Origin of the sequence: Microcoleus sp. AT3-D2, assembly GCF_036705715.1 — a bacterium.
GTDB lineage: Bacteria > Cyanobacteriota > Cyanobacteriia > Cyanobacteriales > Microcoleaceae > Microcoleus.
This window is the reverse complement of the sequence record NZ_JAUBVE010000036.1, coordinates 1-21,704: the sequence shown is the minus strand read 5'-3', so window position 1 is coordinate 21,704 and position 21,704 is coordinate 1. Positions and strand designations below refer to the sequence as shown.

14 protein-coding genes and 1 pseudogene are annotated in these 21,704 nt (G+C 44.9%); 10 read left to right on the top strand and 5 right to left on the bottom strand.

The annotated features are described in order from the left end of the window. Nucleotides 1–47 precede the first annotated feature (47 nt). Nucleotides 48–650, top strand: coding sequence for a 2OG-Fe(II) oxygenase (locus QUB44_RS16405; protein ID WP_041622513.1), 603 nt, complete (start codon nt 48–50; stop codon nt 648–650). Nucleotides 651–705: 55 nt separating this feature from the next. Here the strand turns inward: QUB44_RS16405 and QUB44_RS16400 are convergent, their stop codons facing one another. Next, nucleotides 706–2,484 carry an SWIM zinc finger family protein gene (locus QUB44_RS16400; RefSeq protein ID WP_333369314.1) on the bottom strand — a complete coding sequence of 593 codons (1,779 nt, stop codon included), beginning with the start codon at nt 2,482–2,484 and terminating at the stop codon, nt 706–708. 426 nt (nt 2,485–2,910) lie between these two features. On the opposite strand from QUB44_RS16400, the gene QUB44_RS16395 reads away from it, so the two are divergent. Next, a complete protein-coding gene (locus tag QUB44_RS16395; RefSeq protein ID WP_333369312.1) occupies nt 2,911–4,185 on the top strand; it encodes an alpha/beta hydrolase in 1,275 nt (424 codons plus the stop codon). A gap of 264 nt (nt 4,186–4,449) precedes the next feature. Here QUB44_RS16395 and QUB44_RS16390 read toward each other — a convergent pair. The 3 genes and pseudogenes from QUB44_RS16390 to QUB44_RS16380 form a co-directional block, all read right to left on the bottom strand. Then, nucleotides 4,450–5,565: pseudogene (locus QUB44_RS16390) on the bottom strand (IS630 family transposase). Nucleotides 5,566–5,827: 262 nt separating this feature from the next. Beyond that, nucleotides 5,828–7,555, bottom strand: a complete 1,728-nt coding sequence (locus QUB44_RS16385; RefSeq protein ID WP_333369310.1) for a hypothetical protein — start codon at nt 7,553–7,555, stop codon at nt 5,828–5,830. A 159-nt stretch (nt 7,556–7,714) separates the two neighbouring features. Then, nucleotides 7,715–8,560 carry an SMP-30/gluconolactonase/LRE family protein gene (locus tag QUB44_RS16380; protein ID WP_333369308.1) on the bottom strand — a complete coding sequence of 282 codons (846 nt, stop codon included), beginning with the start codon at nt 8,558–8,560 and terminating at the stop codon, nt 7,715–7,717. Nucleotides 8,561–8,870: 310 nt separating this feature from the next. Here QUB44_RS16380 and QUB44_RS16375 point away from each other — a divergent pair, with 310 nt between their 5' ends. The 8 genes from QUB44_RS16375 to QUB44_RS16340 all read left to right on the top strand — a co-directional run bounded on the left by QUB44_RS16375 (nt 8,871) and on the right by QUB44_RS16340 (nt 19,753). Next, entirely contained in the window at nt 8,871–9,593 is a 723-nt protein-coding gene (locus QUB44_RS16375; protein ID WP_333369306.1) for a hypothetical protein, read from the top strand. After that, nucleotides 9,553–10,098 (top strand): hypothetical protein, encoded by a 546-nt coding sequence (locus tag QUB44_RS16370; protein WP_333369304.1) that lies wholly within the window; start codon nt 9,553–9,555, stop codon nt 10,096–10,098. Before QUB44_RS16375 ends, QUB44_RS16370 begins: the two co-directional genes overlap by 41 nt. A gap of 288 nt (nt 10,099–10,386) precedes the next feature. Next, entirely contained in the window at nt 10,387–14,583 is a 4,197-nt protein-coding gene (locus tag QUB44_RS16365) for a tetratricopeptide repeat protein (RefSeq protein WP_333369302.1), read from the top strand. A gap of 24 nt (nt 14,584–14,607) precedes the next feature. After that, nucleotides 14,608–16,209, top strand: a complete 1,602-nt coding sequence (locus tag QUB44_RS16360) for an FAD-dependent oxidoreductase (RefSeq protein WP_333369300.1) — start codon at nt 14,608–14,610, stop codon at nt 16,207–16,209. A 75-nt stretch (nt 16,210–16,284) separates the two neighbouring features. Continuing rightward, entirely contained in the window at nt 16,285–16,806 is a 522-nt protein-coding gene (locus QUB44_RS16355; RefSeq protein WP_333369298.1) for a DUF4242 domain-containing protein, read from the top strand. Nucleotides 16,807–16,957: 151 nt separating this feature from the next. Next, the gene (locus QUB44_RS16350) at nt 16,958–17,701 is read left to right on the top strand and encodes a hypothetical protein (protein WP_333369296.1); all 744 of its coding nucleotides are present in this window, start codon (nt 16,958–16,960) and stop codon (nt 17,699–17,701) included. Nucleotides 17,702–17,799: 98 nt separating this feature from the next. Next, nucleotides 17,800–18,549 (top strand): peptidylprolyl isomerase, encoded by a 750-nt coding sequence (locus QUB44_RS16345; protein ID WP_333369294.1) that lies wholly within the window; start codon nt 17,800–17,802, stop codon nt 18,547–18,549. Nucleotides 18,550–18,679: 130 nt separating this feature from the next. Then, nucleotides 18,680–19,753, top strand: coding sequence for a class I SAM-dependent methyltransferase (locus QUB44_RS16340; protein ID WP_333369293.1), 1,074 nt, complete (start codon nt 18,680–18,682; stop codon nt 19,751–19,753). Nucleotides 19,754–20,179: 426 nt separating this feature from the next. On the opposite strand, the gene QUB44_RS16335 is transcribed toward QUB44_RS16340, so the two are convergent. Next, complete coding sequence (locus tag QUB44_RS16335; protein ID WP_333369367.1) at nt 20,180–21,565, bottom strand: M48 family metalloprotease; 1,386 nt, start codon at nt 21,563–21,565, stop codon at nt 20,180–20,182. Nucleotides 21,566–21,704: the final 139 nt, after the last annotated feature.

The window sequence follows — 21,704 nt, the reverse complement described above, 5'->3', positions numbered from 1 at the left end:
ACATTTCTATCTGCTGTTTCCTTAAACTTTGATGATTTTTGAGTACCTTGAAATACTATAGCCAACATCCTAACGCTTTCTCGATCGACTACCTCAACGACTTGCGAGGAGCAATTCTAGCCTCCCCTTATCTAGCAATCAACAACCTCAACCGCGATTTCATTGGCACAAAAGGGTTTTCCGTGGTGTTTCAACGTTCGGAAATCGCCGAAGTAGAACGGCGGTTCCCTTTGTTCAAACCCTATCTAGACCAAGCATTACAGCCTGAATGCAATGCTTTTTACCTCAACCCTTTGTTGCTGGGTGAAGGTTCCCGCGTCGATCCGCATATCGATCGATCTTTGCGATCGTATTGCAAAACTGTTGAACCTCCCGCAGCCGTCAGCGTTTTGTACGTGCAAGTACCGCCGAACTTGCAAGGGGGAGAATTGATACTGCGGCGCAACAAACAGCAAGTCGGGCAGATTAAGCCGCAAGCCAACTCGCTGATCTATTTTCAAGGAGATTTGACTCACTCTGTCAACGCTGTTAAAAGTACCGGAACTCGTTTGAGTTTGGTTTGTGAACAGTACAGTTTGAGCGAAACAGAACTGCAAGATATTCCAGGATTCACAGTGGAATCTAGGGCCGTGAAAGCAAAAATTAAGTAAGGTTTATTTGATTTTATTGGGTCGCTTTAACTTGGGCTTACGGTAAACTTAAGGCTCAATCTAAATCGGGACTTTTGAGCATTTCCATCAACTTCCGCTTCCGGCTGTGTACTTGCATCAGTTGAGAACGATAAGCAGACCACTGAAGATTTTGCCCAGTGTGTAAATAGGCAGCGCGGGCTTTTTCCAACCACTTAATCGCCAGATTGTACTCGTTTGATTTCCCCTGATCCATAATCGATGCAGCACGCCCACAAGCATTAGTGATTACCCAATCGGGGCTGTGGCTGATAGCAGCCCCCATTACTCGGTGAATCAGTGCTGAGTGGTAATAACTCAAGCCATCAGCAAGGGCGATCGCATCTTCAATCATTCCCTCATCCAGAAAAATATAAACCTTCGCGTCAGTAAACTTCCAACTTTCATTAGTTTTCAGAGTTGCTAACAAATCTGCTTTCAAAGTTGACCAACTATCTCTTGCTAACTCCTTCACTAAACTATAATCGCTAAAAGACGGTTGAATTTTAAATATTTGGATTCTAGCATTTAACGCAACTTCGTCTTCGCCCAACTCAACAGCCAACTCACTCATTGATGTTGCCAGTTGGTAATGGCAATGACCTGACAAATTTAACCCAGCTTGACAAATTTTCAGAGCTTGTTCTAAGGCTCCCTGTTGTTTTAAAGTTTGAACGAGAGCAAAAGCATCTTCCGCTGATTGCATCTGGGTAGCAGCAGCTTCCACTGCTTCTTCTACTCTCCCCAAACGAGTTAACATCGTCAAGTATTGTTGAGTACAACCTTCTGCTTGGGCTAAGTATAAGTATTCTCGATCGCGTTCCTGGCGATCGAGGATTTGCAAGCGAATCAAAGTTAAGTCATGAGCACAGTCTGGTGCGTCACCAGCCCAAACTCCTGACCCAGTAATGTTTCCTTCAAGTACCTGTTGGAGTAGGGGGTCGTCCCAACCTTGGCGTAAAGCTTCCAAACTCATGCTGAAATCACAATCCCATTCATCTTGCCAAGCTTCTAACATCACCTGGAGATCGATCTCTTCTTCAGCAGTTAGTTGAGCCGTCAAAATGGCTTCTGTCCAAGCTTCATTCAAACCGTTAGCTATCTCAGAATTGTCAGCGCCAAACTCTTCTACATCATTCCAATCTTCAACGCAGGCTGTGGTGATGGCTTCTAAAATTACTAAAGCGTTGTTCCCATCCCCCTGTGTGCTGAATTCCTGGGCTCGCTGAATTACATCTAAAAGTTCTTCTGTAATCGGGTCTTCTTCGTCCCCATCCTCCAAATACCTCACAGCCTCTCGCAAAATTCGTCGTACTTGGTGTCGAAAAGGAGCAGGATCGATGGAGGTGTGGCGGGGTGCTTTGGTAGGTTGGTTTGAAGGTGCAGGAATAGCACTTAAGTTAATGTATCGTTCGATCGCATCAATGAGTGATGGTTCTTTTTTTACTAAATGCTGTATTAATTGCTGGGTTTGTACATCGTTGAGACGATCGAGCAATTGTTCCAATGTCTGGCCCTGCTCAATTATTTCTGGTTGCCGCAGACACAATAACAACGTCGCCACAATGTGTTTACACCACCCACCGTTCTCGTAAGCACAAGTGCAGAATAATGTAGATGCTAATCCGGCATCATCAAAGGGCAGGGTAACACGGTAGGGTTCTACTTGGGAACCCTCCACGACTGCTTGCACCATCTTGCCACGCCGGACTGCCCTAGTAACATTGCCCGCTAAATAGTAAGCTTCACCCCGCTTGAGGGATTGGGCAGAGGTGTGAAGCTCGATCGTTGCTTTAGTGAGTTTGGGAATGGGCATGAGACTATTCCTCAGCAATTAAAGGATTAGACTCGATTTTACCTGAGAAATACACTTGCTCTACAATTTAATTGCGTTCCGATTTGAGGTTTCCCTAAATTTTAATAATCTGTAAAAAAACCCGATTTCTCCACACCCGTGCCTAAGTGCTGTCTCTGTCTAACTACCAAAATCGGAATAATAGCCAAACTTTTGATGAGTAACAGCCCATACACCTAGTTTAGCCAGACAACCTCAGCTTAAGATTCCCACAAACAGCGAACAACGTCAAAGATGAAAATACAACGATGCAAAGCATTTTCGATCGCCGCAGGATGTCGGAGTCAATGAAGCTGCTGGTTTGGTAAAATGCCAGAGGCGATCGACTTACCAATAAAAACCGCCAGATTAATTTAAACTGATTAAAAATTAGGCTGCGAAAATCCGATGCTCCACAAGAAGAACCGCAAAAAGTTACCTTTATTAGCAGCGTTCTTAGTCTCGCCATTTATTTCTTGGTTCCTGAGTGCGATCGCGCTATTTCTCAGTCTCTGGGTCATCGTACCAGCACCCACGATGTTCCTGTACCCTTTGGCAGTGGGAGCACCAGAAATCAGTCCTTGGTTGGTCGGTATCAATACGATCGCCCTTCTGCTGAACCTGCTCAGACGGCATCAAGGCAAAGTCTACATTATTTTACTGATTTGTAACCTGTTTGCCCTAATCCTGAGCCTGCTTCCCCTGATTCAGTTCCCAGCAGCCAATGCAGCCATAGCTACCCAAATGCAAGCTGTTCTAGGGGAAAACTATTTAGCAGCCCTTCCTCAAGCCGATCGCGCCCAGCTACGCCCTCAACCGTTTATCCTCGCAGATGCGTTCCGAGGAATTCCGATTAGAGACGTTAGGATCGATCGGGCTATTGTATTTGCCAACCCTGACGGAGTTTCACTGCAACTAAACCTTTATCGGCCGATGCAAATTGGCAAATATCCGGCGATTATCACACTCTACGGGGGAGCTTGGCAGAGAGGCAATGCCGATTCCAATGAGGAATTCAGCCGCTATATGGCCGCCCAAGGCTATTGTGTGGTTGCAATTGATTACCGCCACGCTCCCAAATATCGATTTCCTGCTCAGCTTGACGACGTACAAGCCGCTCTTTCCTATATCAAAACTCATGCTGCTGATTGGGAAATCGATCTCGATCGAATTGCTCTGATGGGAAGGTCTGCAGGTGCCCATTTAGCAATGCTAACTGCTTATAATTCTAGTGTGCTTCCAGTTCGAGCAGTGGTGAACTATTACGGGCCAAATGACCTGATTCGGGGATACAATGACCCACCTTTTCCTGATGCCATAAATGTTCGAGCCGTCTTGCGTGCCTTTTTGGGAGGAACGCCAGACGAACTCAACGAGCTTTACCGTCGGGCTTCTCCCATCAATTATATTAAACCGAATCTTCCCCCTTCTTTACTGGTTTATGCAGGTCGCGACCATATCGTTCAGCCTAAGTTTGGTCGATCGCTCTACCAACGATTGCGAGCCACGGGCGATTCCCTACGGGATAGCTTCGCTTCACGGGCTATTTTGCTCGAAATCCCTTGGGCTGAACACGCCTTTGATGCAGTTTTTAATGGGCCGAGCAATCAACTGGCTTTGTACTACACAGAACGATTTTTGGCTCATGCTCTGAAGTCTTCGGATTACCAACGAGTTAACTAAAAGTTTGAGTTTTACTCATTAATTCGGCTCTCCTGAACTTGCGGTGATATTTTTATCTAATTAGAAAAGCAAGCTAATACGCGTTCTCGAAAATTATCAAAGTTTGAGAAGCCATATCCTTGTCGCATAATTAATTTAATTCGATTAAGCTGTTGCACATTTAAACTGTGATAACCTGTTGCACATTTAAACTGTGAACTAAAATTTGATAAAGTTCTTGTGGGGAGTAGGGGTTGGGCGTCTCGCCCGCACAAAAAATACGATTTAGATGCACAACAGCTTACAAGCATTACCCTTCTTTTTGATTTTGCGACCCCATTTAATTATTAATTGCCCTTCATTTAAGAGGCGGTGCAATAAATACTCTAGCTCTTCAATAGATGTAAAAAGTCGATTGGCAATATATTCTTTTGCCGAATGCCATACTAATTCAATTAAGTTATAGTCGGGGCTATATTCGGGGAGGACTTCTAAATGAAGGTTAGGCATTTCTGTTTCAATTATTTTCAGGTATTCTTCTTTCTTGTGAAAACTAGCATTATCCAGAATAATCACTATTTTCGCTCTTTTTTCAGGAAATTCTGAGGCTTTATTTCCTGCTGATACCCATTCATTGATTAGCTCTTCATAAAAGAGTTTTAGCACTCGATCCAAAATTATATGAATTGCCTTTTTTGAGGAACTCTGCCCACCTTTTTTTATCGGATTTTCTCACTCCTCTCATTACATTAACTCTGCCTTTTCTTCTGTCTCATCGAACCTTTTTTCGCCTGTCTTTTTTACACCAGTTCTTTCTTCTGGTGGCTTTTAAACTAAATCTACTCTCGTCCCAAAACCATACCTGTAATCCTTCTGGCGTTTTTTTTCTACTTTTAAATATTTGGCTATCTTTATTTTAAACGCTGTTCTTTTTTCAAGATTTTTCTTCGACTCTAGGCTATACTTAGCCCAGATGTAAACATACTTTTTTTTTTATATCCTCCGCACTTGTCCTCCACTTAATTTTATTCCTGTGGATTACTCTAAGTATGTTGCTAATCTCTGCGCTGTCCATCGTCCAAAATCATATCCTAATTCTTGAGGCTCTTTTTCTATATTTTCTAATAATATCTCTATATATTTATCTGTGGCTTTTTTGTGATTTCCCTTCATCCTTTCATCTATTAGACTTTCTAGATTGTCGGGGTCTCCCTTTATACACCAATAAGATACTTTGTTTACTGAACAACCCAAAAAATTAGCAATTTTAGATTGTGTTTTGCCGTCATTGAGCAATAATAAAATTAGAATTATTTCTCTAATATTTGCCTTTTCTTCCTCTCTTAAGGCTTTTTGTAGTTTCTCTATTTGTTGGGGATTGAGATGGTTTTTAGCTGGCATTTTTGTATGGATTGACTAAACTCATTTTTTATTATACCCTATTTAAAGGCACAACAGCTTAACCAGCCCCACACAACCGAATCGCTTCCTGTTTCATCCCCCCCAACAGACAGTAACATTTGCACTAACAGAATAATTAGGATTTTCTAAATATTCTAATTCATGTTTGATATCTTCCCCATCCCTAATTGACTTTTTTTGAGTTCCCATGCTCTTCCTGGTAACGCAGATGCTTTGGCTCTGCCTCGCCTTAATTCCCAGCCTATTTCACAATACAAGACGCATCCAACACCACTACAATTTCATTCTGAAAAACAGCACAACTTGTCATTGCTGAAGCTAAGGCGGGAATTTTCCCTTGTTCCAGAGAAAGGCTCGCCTCCGGTGTAGAATCAAATTGATTTAGCCAGCCATCATCCTTTATATACTGAAGAGTCAAAGCATTGCGATCGAGCATCCAAAAATCAACTCCATAGCTATTAATGAAACTTTGCAATACAGCTCGATCTGGAGTGTATTGAGCGCGAATTAAATCGTTAAGTCGCTGCCGATATCTGCTGTAGTAGCCTTTCTGATAAGGCACTGCATATTCCTTTGCCACCAAAACAGAACGCTGGCTAAATGTTGGCAAATGATCCGTATCGGTGGCGATCGAAGCAATCAAGATATCTTTAGGTTGTTGCTCAAAAAAATTGTACAAACCCGGCATTTTACCCTCTACATACCCGACTGTGGGGAATTTTTCTACCAAGCATGGATAAAGAACAACGGCGATAGCGATTGTCGCTGTCGTAATTAGTGCTACTAGATTTTTTACATCAAATGTTGTTGCGGTTTTTGATGCCCAATGACCGACTCCATCAATAATTAAAGTGAGGGCGATCGCAGTTATTAAAACAACAATAAATCGCAAGCTGTAGGCTGTATAGCGACCGGGTTGATATAGCTTAAAAATGGTTGCGTGAGCCGCAAAAAACATCGCCGAGGATGCTAAAAATAGCTGAAGCAAAAGCCAGATTTGGCGTTGAATCTGATTTGCTAAGGGAAAAGCCGATCGCAAAAACAGCAGCAGCGGAAATAACAGCCCGACACAGTGAGTTACAGGCGTAAACAGCGACTTGGGAAACATCCCGCTGCCCCGCCCTGTCAACCAATAATCTACCGGGTTTGGACGAAAAAAAGCATTTCTGCCGCCTGCTGCAAATTCGCGCATTTGCTTGGCTTCTGCTGCGGTGTAAGTTGGGCCAAATTCAGAGTTATCTAAGGCATAGGGCAGCATTACTAAAAAGATTACTCCCAAACCTGTACTGCAAAATAGGTAATTAGTTCGATCGCCCGACAAGCGCAAACCGCCATTTTTCCAGCATAGCAGCCGCAAAACTAAAATTCCAGCAGCAACCAAGGCGTAAGGAGGATAGAATAGTCCGATCAGGGCGATCGCCCCCAAACACGGCAGCAACGAATTCCGGGATAAATAATATAAAAAACCGAGAAATATCGGGTAGATAAAAGCTCTGGGCGTTGTGGAAGCCAAATCGTCAGTCATCCACATATGCTGATTTAACAGCAAAGATGCGATAAATCCAGTTAGCGGCACTGGCAGCATTTCTAGGCAAAGCCCAAAACAGAAATAAGTGGAGATTAAGCCGAGAAATAGTGGCAATATTTTGTGAAAAAATAGCGGGTGAATGCCAATTGTTGCTGCTAATTTGTAGAGCGTGCTGTATCCTGCGGGGGCGACAGATTGATAGTAGTTAGCAATGAAATCGTTGGGGAATAATTGTCGATCGACAAACCGCATCATCCAGAAAACGTGCTGCCTCGCATCGTCTTGCACCATATACTCGGCGCTAAAGACTTGCTTGAGTCCTAAAATAGCATAAACTGTGGCAAATGTCAGGCTGAGAGTCAACCAAAATATTGTGTGCGATCGAGATTTGCGATCGACTGTAGCAGTCAGAAATTTGTGCAACGGAGCTATTAATACCATTGGAGATTTTAGATTTTAGATTAAAGAATTGGGAAGGACTGATTCTCAAAACTAGGATTATATCATGCCCGGTCAATTACCCCAAATAAAAAGTGTTTGTCGTGAAGACTTTAGTGCTCACGACAAACCGCTTTATTTTCAACAGCGCCCTATTTTAGATTATTTTCCAGGCCGCACGCCCGCAATTTTAAGGCGAATTCGATAAAGACTTGTACTTCCCGTAATATAAAGCGTTTTGCGATCGCTTTCTCCCCAAGCCAAATTAGTCGCCGTCTCAGGTACAGAAATCTTGCCCAAAAGCTTACCATCCGGCGAGAAAATCCACACTCCCCCCGGCCCGGTGCTGTAAACATTCCCCTCTACATCAACTTTTAAACCGTCGGGTACTCCGCTTTGACTGGCATCTTTTAACTCCGCAAAAAGCCGATGTTTGGTAACAGTTCCGTCTGGTTTTACATCGAAAACGGCAATGTATCCCGCTTCCGAATTGTTGACATAAAGTTTTTGCTCGTCTGGTGAAAAGGCGATGCCATTGGGCAGCACCAAATCCTTAACCAGCAGAGTTAATTTTCCGTCGGGTGCCAGCCTGTAAACACCGTAAAAACCCAATTCTTCCTGCTCTTTACTAACGCCGTAGGACGGATCGGTAAAATAAATACTACCGTCGGATTTAACCACCAAATCGTTCGGGCTGTTGAGCCGCTTGCCCTCGTATCTATCCGCCAAGGTGATAACTTTGCCGTCCTTTTCTGTGCGGGATACGCGGCGATTTTCGTGTTCGGCAGTAAGTAACCGATTTTCTTTGTCTAAAGTATTCCCGTTGGCTTTTCCCGAAGGGCGGCGAAATACCTCAACTTGCTGATTTGAGGCGAATTTATAGATAATATTGGCGGGAATATCGCTGAACAGCAAAAAGCCGTCTGGATGCCAAATCGGGCCTTCTATAAATTGGAAATCGCTAGCTAGTTTTTCTATTTTGGCGCTGTCATCAAGAATACTTTGCATGGTATTTTTGTCCCTGTTTTCCGTTTGGGCGGTCAAGATTGTCAAATCAGATGTTAATTGGTTGGACAAATTGCTGTCCTTGAAAGGTTTTAACAGATGATTTTTGAAGAGCGTGTTGCTGAATGCTAGAGTCAAAACTATAAACAAGAGGCTGAGGGTAGCAATTTTGGCGATCATGTTGGCCTTGTTAATTGCATTGAGTGAGATTGGGAGTGAAAGCGATCATACCGCATCTATATTACATTTATATTAAAAAGACAAAAGTGGGCCTAGTTCAAACAGATTGCCGCACGGATAACATAGTATAGTAATGTCTTTTAAATTTGCGATCGCACCTGCTGACATTCCTGAAGTTAACACACCGGAGAATGGATTAAAATCACAAATAATATCTAGCTATATGCTTTCCACCTTAGATATCAAACTACTAGGCGGATTCTGCCTTTCCTGTGCAGACAAGCCCGTTGTCGGTGTCACCACAGAGCGCCCGCAAGCTTTGTTTGCTTACCTGGTACTGCATCGCGATATGCCACAAACCCGTCAGCGGCTTGCCTTTCAATTCTGGGCAGATTCAACGGAGACCCAAGCTCGCACCAACTTGCGCCGGGAATTGCATCACCTGCGTCATGGACTCCCCGATGCCGATCGCTACCTCCTGACCGATGCCAAAACCCTGCAATGGAATCCCCATGCGCCTTTCGTGCTGGATGTGGCTGAGTTTGAACGGGCATTCGCCACAGCAGAAGCAGCGGAACGAGCCGCAGATGTTAACGGTGCCAGAACAGCATGGGAGCAAGCGATCGCGCTTTATGGCGGTGATTTGCTGCCGAGTTGTGAGGATGACGCGGGCAGAAGCTTTGTTGCTGGAGGCACAGTCCCTGGCGGGGAGAGTTGGCGCTACAAACATCGGAATTCCCCAAGGGCTGGGTGCCGTACACCGCCATCACGGGAACTATGCCCAAGCGCGCACTCTGTTGCAACAGGCGTGGCGATTGGCCGCGGCCCAGCAGGATCGCTGGTGCGAGTGTTATAACCTCAGCTATTTGGCGATGACGGAACTGGAAGCGGGCGATCCGGCGGCATTGCCTTATTGTCAGGAAATGGCGATCGTCGCAGCCAAAATCCAAGGCGAAGGTAGTGAAAGTGCGATCGCCCAGGCACTTTTAGTTTTAGCAAACTATCAGCTTCAGCAAACTGGAGCCGATGCTGCTTTGGATCGCGCGATCGCGACTTTGCAACAGGTAGATGCCAAACGGATGCTGTCTTATGTGCTGATTGGGGCGGCTCAAGTGGATTTAGAGTGCGATCGACCTGTTTTGGCAACAGCCCGCGCCGAAGCTGCTTTAGAAGCTGCTCAAACGGTCGATCATCCCAGCGAGATTGCTCTGGCTTGGGCGATTTTGATTGAGGGTGCTTTAGCTTTGAGCGATCGAGAAGGGGCGATCGCGCGGTTTGAATCGCTGCGCGATCGCATCGATCGCACCGCGCTGAGTTTCCGCGCTTGCACCGAGGTCGATCGGGCGATCGATGCGATGTGATATCAATTCCGGTTGCACCCCAATGATTGTTGACTGTGGACTGTTGACTGTGGACATTTTCAAAATTTACGATCGCCCGCCAGCATCTTTATTGAGGTCACTCAACTCAAAATCTTGCCTAGCAAATTTTTCTATACACTCACAATTGTTTCGGACAATGTACGGGACTATCTGTAATGGATTCTAGTAAGATTCAGGTCTGCTACAATCACCATAGACGGTGAAAATAGATATTAAGGGTACATCTAAAAGCAATTCAAAACTAGAACATCAGTTAAAACACTCTATATGCTTGGACTCCAAGAAATTTTGGCCAGCTATGCGCCCAAGAGTCTACTGCAACGCATCGCAGTCCACTCAGAAATCTTACCAACACCGCTGCAAGAACACTTAAAAGCGGCAGTTTTGTTTACCGATATTTCTGGATTCACAGCCCTCACCGAACGCCTAGCGCAAAGCGGGCCTGATGGTGCAGAAGAACTAACCAAGCATCTGAACGCCTATTTTGGACAACTGATTGAACTGATTACCGATCGCGGTGGCGATATCATTCAGTTTGCTGGAGATGCCATGTTGGCGATTTGGCCCGCCACGGACGAGTCACTGGTGACAGCAACTTACCGCGCTGCTGAGTGTAGCTTGGCAATTCTCAAAAAACTCAGCCATTACGTTGCTGGAGACGTTAGTCTTACCCTGCATATCGGTGTTGCTGCAGGAGATTTAATGAGTCTGCACGTTGGTGGGGTAAACGGATCTTGGGAATATTTAGTCGCTGGTCAACCTCTGGGTCAAATGGCGCTAGCTGAAGTCCAAGCAAAATCTGGCGAAGCCTGTATTTCTCCTGAAGGTTGGACGCTGATTCAACATTACTACGAAGGGACTCTCCTAGAGTCGGGAGTTGTGAGATTGAATGATTTGAAAAAGGAGGCAGAAGCACAATTTGGGAGTGATTTCGGAGTAGAGGAAGAGAATTTAGTAACACCAGGAAAACCGGACAATTCCTCTTCCCAATTTCCAGTTTTCCAATCCCAATTCTCCAATCCCAATTCCCCAATCTTAATGCCAGAAATGGTACAAGCTTTGCGGGGATATATATCCCCAGATATTCTAGCGCGACTGGATGCCGGACAAAGCCAGTGGCTGTCGGAACTCCGACGAGTGACGGTATTGTTTATCGGACTACCGCCAGTAAAAGACTTGACTCCAGCAGCTTTAAAACAGATTCAGTCCTGTACCCAGACTATCCAGAGTGTCTTGTTTCAGTATGAAGGGACTCTGCGAAAAGTGATGATGGATGATAAGGGTTTGGTAGCGATCGCAGCTTTTGGTTTGCCGCCAATCTCTCATGAAAATGATGCTGTACGAGGTGTCCAGGCAGCACAAGCGATACAAGTGAGATTGCGGAGTCTGGGTTTTGATTCCAAGATTGGTGTCACCACAGGTCGAGTTTACTGCGGGACTGTGGGTAACGAATGCCGACGGGAATATACTGTATTGGGAGATGTGGTGAACCTCTCGGCACGATTGATGCAAGCTGCAACTAACGAGATTTTATGCGATGAGATGACTTATCGGGAAGCCCAAAAGAGTTGGCAGTTTGAATCTTTAGAACCAATTCGAGTTAAAGGCAAAGCCCAGCCAATTAAAATTTATCGTCCCACGGGTCAGTCGATCGCAGCTAAATCCAGTCATACAACTTTAGAATACCAGAGTCAGATGGTCGGTCGCGCTAAAGAGCGATCGCAACTGGCATTTCAACTACAAGCTTTTTTAGAAAACAATATTAGTGGAGTTTTAATTATCTCCGGCGAACCGGGTATCGGTAAATCTCGGTTAGTAGAAGATTTTATCGCAGCAGCGCGGGGGCAGGAACTAGGGATTTTATTCGGAAATGCGGATGCAATTGAAAAATCTACCCCTTACTATGTTTGGCGCAAAGTCTTCAGTCAGGTGTTCAATTTAGACTTAGAAGACAAAAACCATCTAGAAATTCAACAACCAACAAGCGATCGAGAACAGGAAACAGCTAACCAAAAATACTCAAGCAATCACCACCAAAAAGTTTTAGGAATTTTGGCAGAAAAACCGGAGATTTTAGAGTTGGCACCATTGCTTAATATCGTGCTACCTTTCGATTTCCCAGAAACTGAGATGACCGCATCTCTCTGCGGCAAAGAACGGGCAGATAAAACGCACAATTTTTTAGTTGAAGTTTTACAAATTGCTGCTCGTAAATCGCCCAAACTATTGGTATTAGAGGACGCACACTGGCTGGATTCTGCTTCTTGGACACTCGCATTGCAAGTCAGCCAACAAATTCAACACTTACTATTAACGATATCCACGCGCCCTCTGACAGAAAAACCACCCGATGACTACCTGCAATTACTCCAATCTCCGCACACCCAGCATTTAAAATTGCAGGTACTAGATGAGTCAGATACATTGCAACTCGTGTGTCAGCGTTTGGGAGTAAACACCCTACCGCCATCAGTCACCAATTTAATTGCTCAAAAAGCCCAGGGAAATCCTTTTTTCAGCGAAGAAATCGCTTATGCGCTGCGCGATGCCGGTTTAATTGTGATTCGAGACGGTAAGTGTAGCCTCCCACCCGGAGTCTCTGATTTAGACAGTTTGAACTTGCCAAATACGGTTCAGGGGGTGATTACCAGTCGCATTGATCGCCTTTCTCCTTCCATGCAGCTTACCTTAAAAGTAGCGAGTGCGATCGGGCGCACATTTGGCTTACAAATATTGCAAGAAGTTCACCCCATCGAAGCAGATAAAAAACAATTAACAGAGTATCTCACACAACTGGCAGTCTTCGATCTGACACCGCTGATGACACCAGAGCCAGAATTAGCTTACATTTTCAAACATATCATCACTCAAGAAGTATCTTACAACCTGATGTTGTTTTCCCAACGGCGATCGTTACATCAACGAGTGGCTGATTGGTACGAGCAACATTATGGTAACGATATGCCAGAATATTATGAGATTCTCGCCTATCATTACGAGCAGGCAGAAATCTGGGACAAAGCACTGGATTATTTGGTTAAAGCCGGACAAAAAGCACAGCAAGCTTATGTTAATCCCGAAGCGCTATCTCATTACAAGCGAGCCTTAACGGTTTGCGAACAACTGGGAAATTCTGTAGATGACAATACTTTAATTTCGATTTATGCAGGAGTGGGACAAGTTCATTTTCTCCTGAGTGAATTCCAGCCTTCAATTGCTGCGTATCAAAATATGTTGGAAGTCTGTCGCCGTCGAGGTGACAGACAGAAGGAAGCAGAAGCGCTTTACAACATCGGGTATGGTTTGTTCTGGGCCCATGACTTCGAGCCAGCCCTCGAATATGCCCAACAAGCTTATAACTTGGCATTAGAAATCGACTACAAAAGTATGCTAGCCGCCAGCCAATTTGTCATGGGCTACATTTATGGCGTGACGGCAAAGCTAGATGAATCTTTTGGTTGTTTTTCTCAAGGAATAAATTGGAGTCAGGAGACTGGTGATAAAATTCAGGAAGGTCTGAATACTTTTATGCTGGGTCTAGTTTATAACTGGAAAGGAGAATACGAACCCGCACACCAATTAGGCGATCGCGGAGTCGCAATTGGCAGAGATGACAATATCCTCCTTGTCTGGATGATGAACTTGTGGGAAAGAGGAATTACTCGCTGCGGTAAGGGTGAATATGAAGGATCGTTTTCTGACTTGGAAACGGCATTAAAATTAAGCGATCGCCTCGGTGACAAAGTTTGGAAAAGTCGCATCCTCAATACTTTAGGTTGGCTGTACAGCGAACTTTACAACATAGAAACAGCTATCCCATACAATCAAGATGGATTGCAGTCTGCTTGGAAAATAGGCGACCCAGAAATTATTCGCAATGCCGCGATAAATTTGGGGGATTGCTATCTGCTGAAAGAAGATTTAATTACAGCCGAATCTTTGTTACTGATGGTTTATCGCGATTCCCAACAATCCGGGAAGTGGGGCGAAGAATGGATGAAGTGGCGCTACTTGCAGCACTGCTGTCACAGCTTGGGCGAATTGCGATTGATACAGGGAGATGCAGAATCAGCGCTGAGGTTAGCCCAGGAGTGCCTACAGCTAGCCGAACCGACAAAAACCCGCAAAAATATCGTCAAAGGGTGGCGGTTAATGGGTCAAGCCTTCCTCGCTCAAGGTAATATTGAACGATCGCAGGAATGCTTAGAAAAAGCGATCGCGCTTGCCGAAGAACTCGGCAATCCTCCCCAACTCTGGAAAACTTATACAGCTATGGGAGATTTACACTCTCAATGCGGACAAACTGAGAAAGCAGTGACAGCTTATCGCCAAGCTTTGCAACTCATTGAACATACACGATCGCGATTGCAATCCGAACAAATCAAACAAACTTTTCTCACCGCCGATCCCGTGCAGGATATTCGGCAGAAATTAGAAAAAATTGAACTTTTAATGGTAAATTAAAAATCATCCATCTAGAAGTTCAGTATGAAAATTGCGATCGTTGGTGCAGGTGTATCTGGTCTTTCCCTTGCTTATTACCTGCACAAATATAGTAAGGGAAACATAGAGATTGTTGTTTACGAACAAGCCGATCGCGTTGGGGGAAACGCCCTAACTCAAAAACTCGATCTTTCACCACTTGGTCGCCCCAATACATGGGTAGACATGGGAGTTAATGACTTTAATATCAACACCTATAAAGCCATGCTGGAGCTTTGGGAAGAAATTGAGCTACCCCAAGATCAGTATGTAGGGACACTGGTGAATGAAGCATCCTTTTTCTATTACGGTGCAACCCCAGAAGAAACTTATGGCTTCAAAGTTTATAATAATGGCGATATTTACGGCCATAATCTAGACGATGAAACGCTAAAAAAAATCAAACAGGGGTTTGAGAATTTTGTGATTTTCCTGAAGGAATGGTACAAAGAAAACGAAAACAAGCCCTCCGCATTTAAAATCACTGTTGAGCAGTTTATCCATAAATATTTTACAGATATCAAATACAAGCAGTTCGTTGAGCTAGCTTTGCTGCCCCGTATCAACGCCATGTTCTTTACCTATGAAGAAAGTCCGATGGGGCGACCTCCGGTACTGGATATGCCGATGTGGTTGGTGTCGCACTACTACGTACTTCAGGAGGGTTTGGGTTTGCCGGACGATCGCCCAGGCAAAGACAATGAACGCAAGTTTTTCAACCAAGGCTGTCAGAATTGGCTGGAATTTCTCAAAGAAAAGCTCACCAAAGACTGTAAAGTAAATGTACAGTTAGGCATTGATGGTATCAAAGTATGCAGCCACGGGCAAGGAGCCTATGTCTACTACAATTATGGAGAGTCTAGCTATTACGATAAAGTAGTATTTTGCACTCCAGCTTATCAGGTAGAACGCATTACAGACTCACTAACCTTCACCTCAAACAAACTCCTGCAAAGAACCAAAGAATTTCGCTATGTACCTTGCGTAGTTTATGCAAACGATGACCCCAGCCAGGTTCCGCCCATATCGGATTTCATCTGCGCCTACAACGTGCGTATATATGATTACAACTATGCTTTGAACTCGGATCGAGTGCCACGGCCAGATGGGGGCAAATTTGATGGTATGTTCAAGCCTTATCATATGACCTATTCGGCTAACAAACATCAACCACAGTCCAGTGAAGAAAATCCCAAAGAAGATTTTTACGTTACTGTGAACCCGCTAAATATGAGCAGCAAAGAGTTTCGAGACCACATACTGTCCCAAACTAACGGCGAAGTGGCGCGGGCGACGTTCTTACACTGCAAGTTTACACCGGAAGCACTAGAGGCGCAACGCTACATCCAACTCAAGCAGATTGGTAACTGGAACCCGCCACAAGACAAGGGTGAGTTGTACGATGTTTCCCGACCTAGCACTTTTTATCTATCTGGCAACTATTGCAACGGGGCTGGGCTGCATACAGAGTGCATCCTGTTCTCTAAGGACTTAGCCCAGGCAATTCTAGACCCGAAGTTTGTCAGCGAAAACTTTTACGACCACGAAGGGATTACAGGACGCCATCCTGCTCCAGCTTATATCCGCGAGGTGCTTGAATTAAAATAGAATACCCAGATCCTTGACTGATTAAAAAAGTCGGGTATCTAACAGCGATCGCATTTTACATTTTGTGAGGTAATTATGTCTATTGTAATTGTTGAAACAACGACCGATAAACCAATAACCGCAGAAATGTTAGCTGATACGCGAGTTTTGGATTGTCTTGAGGTAAGAAATGCCAAGTGGCGCTACTCTTTACTATCAGCCGATCGCCATCGCATGATTTGCACCTTTGAGGCACCAGATGCAGAGTCTGTGCGACAAGCTTATCGCCAAGCCGATGTTGGGTTTAGCAAGGTTTGGACAGCCCAAGTTATTGAACCTGAAGGTGTGCCACCTGTATGGAACGAACCAATTCTCAAGGTGTTGGAGGGAAGCTATCCGAATGGCTTTACCGATGAAGAGTGGAACGAAGCCCAGCGATCAATTTTACCGCGGTATCAGGAACGGGGTATTGAATGGGTGCGTTCCTATGCGTCGCTGGATAAAACTCGCGTGGTTAGTGAACTGAATGCACCCGATGCCGAGGTGATTCAAGAAGCCCACGGTAAAGCTGGAATTCCCTTCGATCGCGTTTGGTGTGCGGAAGTTCTCAAACCTTGAATTCGCGCGGACGATCGGGCTTGGATGCTTTGGGAACGCTTCGAGAACGGTTTCGGAACGCTTTCGGAACGATCGCCTCGTTAGATTGATATCAAGTTAATCAAACAACCAGCAAATTAACTCATCCCTTTACAATTTAAGGCGAAATAAAATGGCTGAATTTGACCTTGGTACCTTGCCATCTAATAGTGCCGTAGTAGTTCCGCGCCGCACTATCAGTAATCTCAACAGCAAAGACACCTACAGTTTCCGTCTGGATAGCGATAAAAATATCAACCTTGGGCTGGTTGGTATGACCGACGATCTGAATGTTCAACTATTTCGCGATTTCAATGGCAATGGCTTAGTTGATGGTAACGATAAGCAAATTGCTATTTCCGATCGATTGCGTTTGGATGAAGTAATCAACTTGTCCTCAGCATTTGCTGACGTTGATGCAGGCAATTACGTGGTGCAAGTCAATCGGAACCGTGCGTTCAACGATACTCCCTACAATTTGAGAGTATCGGCTGACGCGATCGGAACACCCAGCAAAGTCCTCGCCGTAGAAGATGATTTCGGTGCCGTCTTTTCCAACGACAAACCAAGAACTCGTCAAGGTTCTGTGGGTAACACCGACACCACCGATACTATCCATCTCGCTGTCAATACCCAGGGATTTTATCACTTTGGTCTCAATAATCTCAGCGCTGATGCCGATCTCCGATTGATTCAAGACAAAAACAACAATCGCGCCGTCGATGCAGGTGAGGTAATTGGAAGTGTGGTTAAGCGAGGCACTATTTCCGAAGGATTTGTCCAAAACTTGGCTCCTGCAACTAACTACTATCTTCAAGCCTCTCAATTCACAGGTAACACTAATTACTCTGTTACTTTGACTCCGATTCCCAACTAGAAAGTCCTGGATGTAAAAACTCTATCTGTAGGGTGCACACCGTGCACCTTACCCTATCAATTGTTCGTTCAAATGGCTTTAATTGAAGCCAGACAGCTATGACCGCAGTTTTATTACAAATCCGCAATCGCACCATCTCTGGGGAGGAGATAGTTCCTCGACTTGCCAGCTACCAAATGCTGCCCCAATTATACCGCGAGAGCATCATTGATGAAGCGATCGCCCCCATCGATTGCACCGCTGAAGAAATCGTGAATGCCAGCCAGCAGTTCTACGAAGAAAATCAACTGATCGACGAAACCACACAGCAGCTTTGGCTAAAAAAGCACGGGATGAGTCTGGAATTTTTAGAGACGGTTTTCATTCCGCGGCTGCTCAAAATTGAGAAATTCAAATACCAAACTTGGCATCACAAACTAGAGTCATATTTTCTGCAAAGCAAGCGATCGCTAGATCGAGCCATCTATTCTTTGATTCGGGTTAAAGAGGCAGCAATTGCGCGAGAACTGTATTTTCGGATTCAAGAAAAAGAGCAATCCTTTGCCGAACTGGCGCGCGAGTATTCCCAAGGCCCAGAAGCTCAAGTCAATGGGATTCTTGGCCCGGCGGAACTCGGCACAATCCACCCCAATTTGGCGCATCTGTTGGCGATAAGCCGGCCCGGTCAGCTTTGGCATCCTATCCCTGTAGAAGAATGGCTGGCGATTGTTAGATTAGAAACATTGATTCCGGCTCAGTTTGATTTAGCAATGCGTCAACGTTTGCTCCGCGAATTGTTTGAATTTTGGGTGCAAGAACAGATGCGTGAAATCTATTCCGGTAACACCGGAATGATTGTTGACGGTTGACTGTTGACGGTTGACGGTTGCCTGTTGACTGTTGGTTATTTGTTATTTGTTTGTTCTAATAACCAATCACCAATGACTAATGACTAATGACTGATGACTGATGACTTTTGAATACCACCACCATTAAATTATGATGACACAAACATTCGATCAAACCAAAGCAGAAGCATTCGCCGAACGGATGCTGGACATTCTTAACAGCGGCGCACTCTCAGTCATGATTTCGATCGGGCATCGCACCGAACTGTTTGACACAATGGCAGAATTGCCACCCTCTACCAGTCAACAAATTGCCGATGCTGCCGGATTGAACGAACGTTACGTGAGGGAATGGCTCGGTGCAATGGTAACGGGTCGCTTAGTGGATTATAATTCGATCGACAAAACCTACACTTTGCCGACAGAAAATGCAGCATTCCTGACACGGGCTGCGGCTTCTAACAACATTGCTCCTTTTGCTCAATTCATTCCGGTGTTGGCATCGGTGGAAGACCGGATTATTGATTGTTTCTACAAAGGCGGCGGTGTACCCTACTCAGAGTTCAAACGTTTTCATGCCGTGATGGCAGAAGATAGCGGTCAAACCGTGGTATCTGCTCTATTTGACCATATTCTGCCACTAATTCCCGGACTTACCGAAGCGTTGCAGCGGGGTATTGAGGTGCTAGATGTCGGCTGTGGAAGCGGGCGAGCACTCAACAAGCTGGCGGTCGCCTTTCCGAATAGCCGATTCACAGGCTACGATTTTTCGGGAGAAGCCATCGCCAATGCCAACACGGAAGCCCAACTGCGGAAGTTGAATAATATCCAGTTTGAGGTGAAGGATGCCGCCACATTCGATGAGTGCGATCGCTACCATTGGATCACCACATTTGATGCAATTCACGATCAAGCCAGACCCGATATTGTACTGCAAAACATCTACAAAGCGTTGCGTCCCGATGGTGTTTACTTAATGCAAGATATCCGCGCCACAACGGATGTAGGCGGTAATCTAGAGCATCCCATTGCGCCGTTGCTCTACACAATTTCTTGTATGCACTGTATGACAGTTTCTTTAGCCTATGGTGGCATGGGACTGGGAGCGATGTGGGGTCAAGAAAAAGCGCTGCAACTGTTGAGTGAAGCTGGGTTTAGCAGCGTTGAAATCAAGCAACTAGCCCATGATTTCCAGAACGACTATTATATCCTCAAAAAGAGCTAAAATCATGTGCAAACTTTGTGCGATCGGTCAAAAATGGCAGAATAAAAAACAGCCTAATTCGGGGTTGTTGGATACCAGCCAATTTTCGGTATTCATCGATCTGAAGCAATTGTCCTCCACACCGGAATTCAAATCAGCTAAACCACCTAATAATCCTCAGTCATCAGTTAAGCCCCTAGTTTAACTCTCAGGGATTCTAATCAGGAAGATGTTAATCCCTCAATTGCTTAAGTTGGCACGAATGCTTTAGTTTTTAACTGACTTAAGACAAATAAAGTCTTCACTATGAACCTCTTTATATAGCAATCCTTGCAGGAGTCGTAAATTTTTTACCCCACCCCAACCCTCCCCTTACGAAGGGGAGGGAGTAAGAAATTCACAAATGATTTAGGATTGCTATAGTAAAGACTTTATTCCGTTCAACTTTCAAGCTGGAAATGAAACAAATAGCGCCGCAATACCAATAACGATGGCACCGATACTCATTACAAAAGACCAGAAGCGGTGATAGCTACTAACCACCGTACCGCTATCGCTTTCAAGCTGAATCAAATCCATCCAAGGTGCAACGCCCCGGCGGAACCAACCTAAAGTCCTAACATCCATCCCAATCAAACTTTCAACCCGTTTCATGCCAAACAGAAAATTACCAATTGGCCCAAAACGAGAAGCATAGCGCAGATAAATCATTCCCGTTCTGTCTTGCAATTTCAAATCAGAACCAAACGCATAACCCGCATCGCCGCGACCAATTAATTCGCCATGTAGTTGCGCCGGTTGACCCCGCAAAGGACTTGCATGAGGGTCAGACATTAAGGTTAAAACATCTAAGTGTTCTGCTTCTTCGTAATTGGGGAACATTACCAAAGTCTTGAGCAAAATTCCCACGCCCAAACCGATTAAAGGACAAGCAACCATCATCATCGGGTTTACAGCATACAGGGAAATGCCGATCGCAAAACCCACCGCTAAGCCCAGAGTTTCTGCACTGTACAGCAGTAAATCGAACACAAAATTGCCGTACAATTTCCGCTTGCTCAAATCGTTGCCTTCGCCGACAATGCGGCCCATGTCAAACTCAACATCCAAGCCTAATTGTTCGGCATAAGTGCTCAAAGCGCGAACTCGTTTACCAGTCAGCGGGTGAGTAGAGTTCAGTTCCATCCACCAACCCCACGGATTAAACATATCCCACAAAAACACTCGCCCAATCTTTTCTGGTTCCGAAGAAATCCTGTAAGCAGTGCCAGTAGATGTGGCAGCTTTGGCATCGTAAATGCCTAAAGCGCGAGTTCCTTCTAATAAGCGGCTGGGTTCTGTTGCCCTTTGTCCTTCTTCCAAAATACCGTAAGCAATTTTTACCAAAGCGCGAGACAAAGCATTGGGGTTGCCAGTAGTTTCGGCAGCAAAATGGTCGGCAAAATATTCTCGCGTCCGCGACAAATACAGCAATAAATAAGTGCCTGCGATGTAAAACAAATAAGCAACACCAGCTACAGTACCGGCCGCATCTTTAGCTTTGTCGCCACCACTTCGGCCCATTCTTTGAGCTGTTGTGTAAATTAAATAAGTAATCTGCACCAAAGTTGAAGCTAAAGTCATTACTGCAAAGTCCCAGTGGACGATGTGACCGAGTTCGTGGGCGTAAACAGTGGCAATTTCTTCGTCGTCTAAATAGGTGAAAAGACCTTGACTGACGACTAAGCGAGCGCTGTTGGGAAATGAACCGTAAGTAAAAGCAGTAGGGTTTTGGTCGTCGATAATTCCTAAACGCGGACAAGAGAGTTTTTTCTGCTTGCAAACCTTCTGAATAACTTTAGCTGTTTCGGGACTTAGGCTTTCAATTTCTGCTAGGGAAACCCAGGGAGTATTGTCAGGGTAAACGCATCTAAATTAATTTGACAAACACCTAAATTTGTGCATTACTAAATAACTAAAAAAACTTTTAAAA

Coding starts and splice junctions, on each gene's coding strand:
- QUB44_RS16360 (WP_333369300.1), top strand. CDS start 14,608: ATGAAAATTGCGATCGTTGGTGCAGGTGTATCTGGTCTTTCCCTTGCT.
- QUB44_RS16400 (WP_333369314.1), bottom strand. CDS start 2,484: ATGCCCATTCCCAAACTCACTAAAGCAACGATCGAGCTTCACACCTCT.
- QUB44_RS16395 (WP_333369312.1), top strand. CDS start 2,911: ATGCTCCACAAGAAGAACCGCAAAAAGTTACCTTTATTAGCAGCGTTC.
- QUB44_RS16355 (WP_333369298.1), top strand. CDS start 16,285: ATGTCTATTGTAATTGTTGAAACAACGACCGATAAACCAATAACCGCA.
- QUB44_RS16380 (WP_333369308.1), bottom strand. CDS start 8,560: ATGCAAAGTATTCTTGATGACAGCGCCAAAATAGAAAAACTAGCTAGC.
- QUB44_RS16340 (WP_333369293.1), top strand. CDS start 18,680: ATGATGACACAAACATTCGATCAAACCAAAGCAGAAGCATTCGCCGAA.
- QUB44_RS16350 (WP_333369296.1), top strand. CDS start 16,958: ATGGCTGAATTTGACCTTGGTACCTTGCCATCTAATAGTGCCGTAGTA.
- QUB44_RS16365 (WP_333369302.1), top strand. CDS start 10,387: ATGCTTGGACTCCAAGAAATTTTGGCCAGCTATGCGCCCAAGAGTCTA.
- QUB44_RS16385 (WP_333369310.1), bottom strand. CDS start 7,555: ATGGTATTAATAGCTCCGTTGCACAAATTTCTGACTGCTACAGTCGAT.
- QUB44_RS16375 (WP_333369306.1), top strand. CDS start 8,871: ATGTCTTTTAAATTTGCGATCGCACCTGCTGACATTCCTGAAGTTAAC.
- QUB44_RS16345 (WP_333369294.1), top strand. CDS start 17,800: ATGACCGCAGTTTTATTACAAATCCGCAATCGCACCATCTCTGGGGAG.